This window comes from Salinicola sp. (assembly GCF_982684285.1).
Genome location: NZ_CEXLVS010000151.1, coordinates 1 through 3,827, shown reverse-complemented (window position 1 = coordinate 3,827; position 3,827 = coordinate 1). Strand labels below are relative to the sequence as shown.

Sequence of the window (3,827 nt, the reverse complement as noted above, 5' to 3'; positions counted from 1 at the left end):
CCACCATCAGCGGATGCTGATCGACGTGCTGGCCGTAGTGGGTGGTATCGCGACCGCTGCGATAGAGATTGCGCTTGCGTACGGTCAACGGATCCTGGCCGACATAGCGGGCGATATCGTCCATCGCCCGTTCGACGATCATCATCCCCTGGGGGCCGCCGAAGCCGCGAAAGGCGGTATTCGATGCGGTATGGGTGCGGGCACGGTGTCCGGTCACCCGCGCGGCGCCCAGCGAGTAGGCGTTGTCGGCGTGGAACATGGCGCGGTCGACCACCGCTTCGGAGAGATCCGGCGAGTGGCCGCAGTCGCCGATCAGGGTGATGTCGCCGCCGAGGATCACGCCGTCGGCGTCGAAACCCAACCGATAGCGATTGTGGAACGGGTGGCGCTTGCCGGTGGCACGGGTATCGTCGGCACGGGGCAGGCGCAGGCGCACGGCCCGGCCGGTTCGCCTCGCCAGCAGCGCCGCCACGCACGCCCAGGCCGCGGCCTGGGTCTCCTTGCCGCCGAAGCCGCCGCCCATGCGGCGGTTCTCCACCGTCACCGCGTGGAACGGGATATCCAGCACCTCGGCGACCAGCTTCTGGGTCTCGCTGGGGTGCTGGTTGGAGGTATGGACGATGACGCCTTCGTCCTCGCCGGGCACGACCAGGCAGGCCTGGCCCTCCAGGTAGAAGTGTTCCTGGCCGCCGACGAACTGCTCGGCCTCGAGCACGTGGGGCGCGCTCTCCAGCGCCTGCTCCCAATCCCCGCTGATCTGCCGGTGCGTGGGGCGTACGAATTCGCCGGCCTCGGCGGCGGCGACCGGGTCGAAGCGGGGTGGCTGCGGCTCGATCTCGATCACTGCCGCCTTCACCGCGCGACGTGCCTCGGGATAACTGGTGGCGGCCACCGCGAACAGCGGTTGGCCGACATAGCTGACCTCCGCGTCGGCAAACATGGGGTCGCCGGGAAACACCGGGCCGATATCGCGATGGCCGGGAATATGCTGCGCCGTGATCACGTCGACGACGCCGGGCATCGCCCGGACCGCGTCGAGGTCGAGGCGCGTCACCCGGCCATGGGCCACCTCGCTCAGCCCCTCCATGGCGTGCAGCGTGTCATGGGGCGCCGGCAGATCGTCGATGTAGCGGGCACGCCCGGTGACATGCTTGGTGGCGCTCTCGTGAGCCTGGGCGTGACGGACAGCATCTCGCGTCGGCCGTGGGCTGACGGTATCGCGGGCAACCGGCTCGTCACCCTCGAGGCGGCCGATCTCCGCGCCTTCCGCCCGGTCGGCCTCGGCCAGGGCCTCCGGCACGGCATCGGAAGCGGCGCGCGCCTTTCGGATTCGCTTTTCAGTGAGCGTACGCATCGAGCGTCACCTCCTGCGTCGGTTCATCCAGCTCGGCTCGGGCGAGTGTCAGTCGCCAGCGTTCGAGCAGGTTGGCCGCGGCGGTGGCGCGGTAGTCGCGGGAGCCACGGGCATCGCTCATCGGGGTGAGTGACTGCTGGAGTGCCCGCCTGGCGGCAGCGAAGGCCTGCTCGTCGGGGGCCTTCCCTTCCAGCGCGGCCTCGACGGCCCGGACCCGCAGCGGAATCGCCGCCATGCCGCCGTAGGCGACACGCACGTCCTGCAGCACACCCTCCTGCAGCCGCCAGCGGAAGGCGCCCAGCAGCGTCGAGATGTCGTCTTCACGCCGCTTGGAGAGTTTCCAGACGCGCTGCTCGTGGCCGTCGCCTGGCCTGGGGAGGAATATGGCGGCGATACACTCGCCGGGGGCGAGCGCGGTCTGCTTGTAGTCGAGGAAGAAAGCGTCCAGCGGGAGCTCCCGCATGCCGTCCGGCCCGGCAAGACGCACTCTCGCGTCCAGCGTCAGCAGCACGGGCGGCGTATCGCCAATGGGAGAGGCATTGGCGATATTGCCGCCCACGGTGGCCCGGTTGCGAATCTGGGCCGAGCCCAGCCGGGTCAGCAGATGCGCGAAAGCGGGGTAATGGGTTTTCAGCAGCGGCTCCCACTCGCGGTAGGTGACCGCCGCGCCGACCCACCAGCCGTCCGCGACTTCCTCGAGTTGGCGAAGCTCCTCGACCTGGCGCAGATCGATCAGGGTTTCGAACTGCGCGAGCCGCTGGGTGACCTCGAGCCAGAGATCGGTGGCGCCGGCGACCAGCCTGGCCTCGGGATGGCGCTGCATGGCGGTGGTGAGTTCGGCGAGGGTCGTCGGCGTCAGATAGCCGCTCTGGTCCTCGACGGCCACTGCCGGGGAGAGGTCGCGAACCGCCCTCTCGAGGGTGGGATCCTCGGCCCAGGGTGGGCGGGTGTCGCTGCGCTCGCCCATGCTCAGGGCGGCGTCGCGAATGGGGCGGTAGCCGGTGCAGCGGCACAGATTGCCGCCGAGCGCCGCTTCCAGCCGGTGGTTGTCCAACACCTGGTGGGGGAGCGCCCGCTGCTGTTCGTGCAGGGCGAACAGCGACATCACGATGCCGGGCGTGCAGAATCCGCATTGGCTGCCGTGGCACGCCACCATCGACGACTGCGCCGGATGCAGCGCATCGCCCCGGGCCAGGCCGTCGACGGTCACCAGGTGAGTGCCCTGCAATTGATGCGCCGGCGTGATGCAGGCGTTCAGGGTGCGATAGGCGAACGACCCGTCGCCGTCAGGGCGGGCGATGGCAACGGTGCAGGCGCCGCAGTCGCCGGAGGCGCAACCCTCCTTGGTACCGCGCTGCGCGAGCGGGCCGCGCAGCAGCTCGAGTACGCTGGTATCGGGGGCGGCGGCCAGTCGCCGATGCTGGCCATTGAGGAAGAATTCGATCATCGGGAGCCTGCCATTGTCGTTGTGCGGGGCGCCGTCTACCGGCAACCTTGCAGGATGAATCCTGACCGATCGGTCAGCTTTGGATAGCGTCTTCGATTCCGGCCTTGATGGCAAGTGCTCTCTACCGGCACTGGAACCGGGCCGCCGGCAGACAACCCGCCCGATTCAGCATAGCATCGGCACCGTGGGCCACTAGGCTCTGTACGAAAACTGTCTGCGCTCGGCAATACGGCGTTAAAAATCGGCTCAAGATGCTCATTTACACCCCGTAAACTGGAGCGCCAGCCCGGTCCTCTTTCGCCGATTTTTGCCTTGTCTTGCCTTCGCTCGCCGACTTTTCGTACAAACCTTGAGGTACGTCCCGGGGCGGGCGATTCCATTCCGATAGAAGTGTGCAAGGAGCGCAGGTGGATAATCACGATCTTCCCGAAACCACGGCTCGGGAGCGTAACGAGCAGCGGATTTTCGAGGCGGCGGAGAGCGTCTTCGCCCGACACGGCTATCGGGGTGCCAGCATTCAGGCGATCGCCGCGGCGGCCGGAATCCCCAAGTCCAACGTCCTCTACTACGTCGGTAGCAAGCGGCGCCTCTATGTCACCCTGCTCGAGCGCACGATGTGGCGCTGGAACGAGATGCTGAGCGATATCAGCGTCGATGACGATCCGGCGGAGGTGCTGGAGGCGTTCATCCGCAGCAAGATGCAGCTGAGCCAGACCCATCCCAGAAGCTCGCGGCTCTTCGCCAACGAGATACTGCAGGGCGCCCCGTTTCTGAAGGAGTCGCTGTTCGGCGAAATGCGGGAGTGGGTGGAAGCCCGCGCCGAGGTCTTCCGCCAATGGGCGGAGCGCGGGTTGATGGATCCGGTGGATCCCGTCTGGCTGATCTTCCTGATCTGGTCGGCTACCCAGCATTACGCCGACTTCGAGACCCAGATCGTGGGTATCACCCATCGCGACAAGCTCGACGAACGAGACTTTCAGTCGGCCGGCGATTTCCTGTGCCAGGTGATCATCAAGGGGTGTGGGG

3 protein-coding genes are annotated in these 3,827 nt (G+C 67.3%); 1 reads left to right on the top strand and 2 read right to left on the bottom strand.

The features are described from left to right. Together AC3AYF_RS13450 and xdhA are read right to left on the bottom strand one after the other, a co-directional pair. The coding region (locus tag AC3AYF_RS13450) for a molybdopterin cofactor-binding domain-containing protein (RefSeq protein WP_487779847.1) at window positions 1-1,354 on the bottom strand (1,354 nt) is incomplete at its 3' end. Continuing rightward, complete coding sequence (gene xdhA / locus AC3AYF_RS13445; protein WP_295041385.1) at window positions 1,338-2,801, bottom strand: xanthine dehydrogenase small subunit; 1,464 nt, start codon at window positions 2,799-2,801, stop codon at window positions 1,338-1,340. The genes xdhA and AC3AYF_RS13450, both read right to left, overlap by 17 nt. Window positions 2,802-3,208: 407 nt before the next feature. On the opposite strand from xdhA, the gene AC3AYF_RS13440 reads away from it, so the two are divergent. Next, a partial coding sequence (locus tag AC3AYF_RS13440) for a TetR family transcriptional regulator C-terminal domain-containing protein (protein ID WP_487779846.1) occupies window positions 3,209-3,827 on the top strand: 619 nt, incomplete at its 3' end.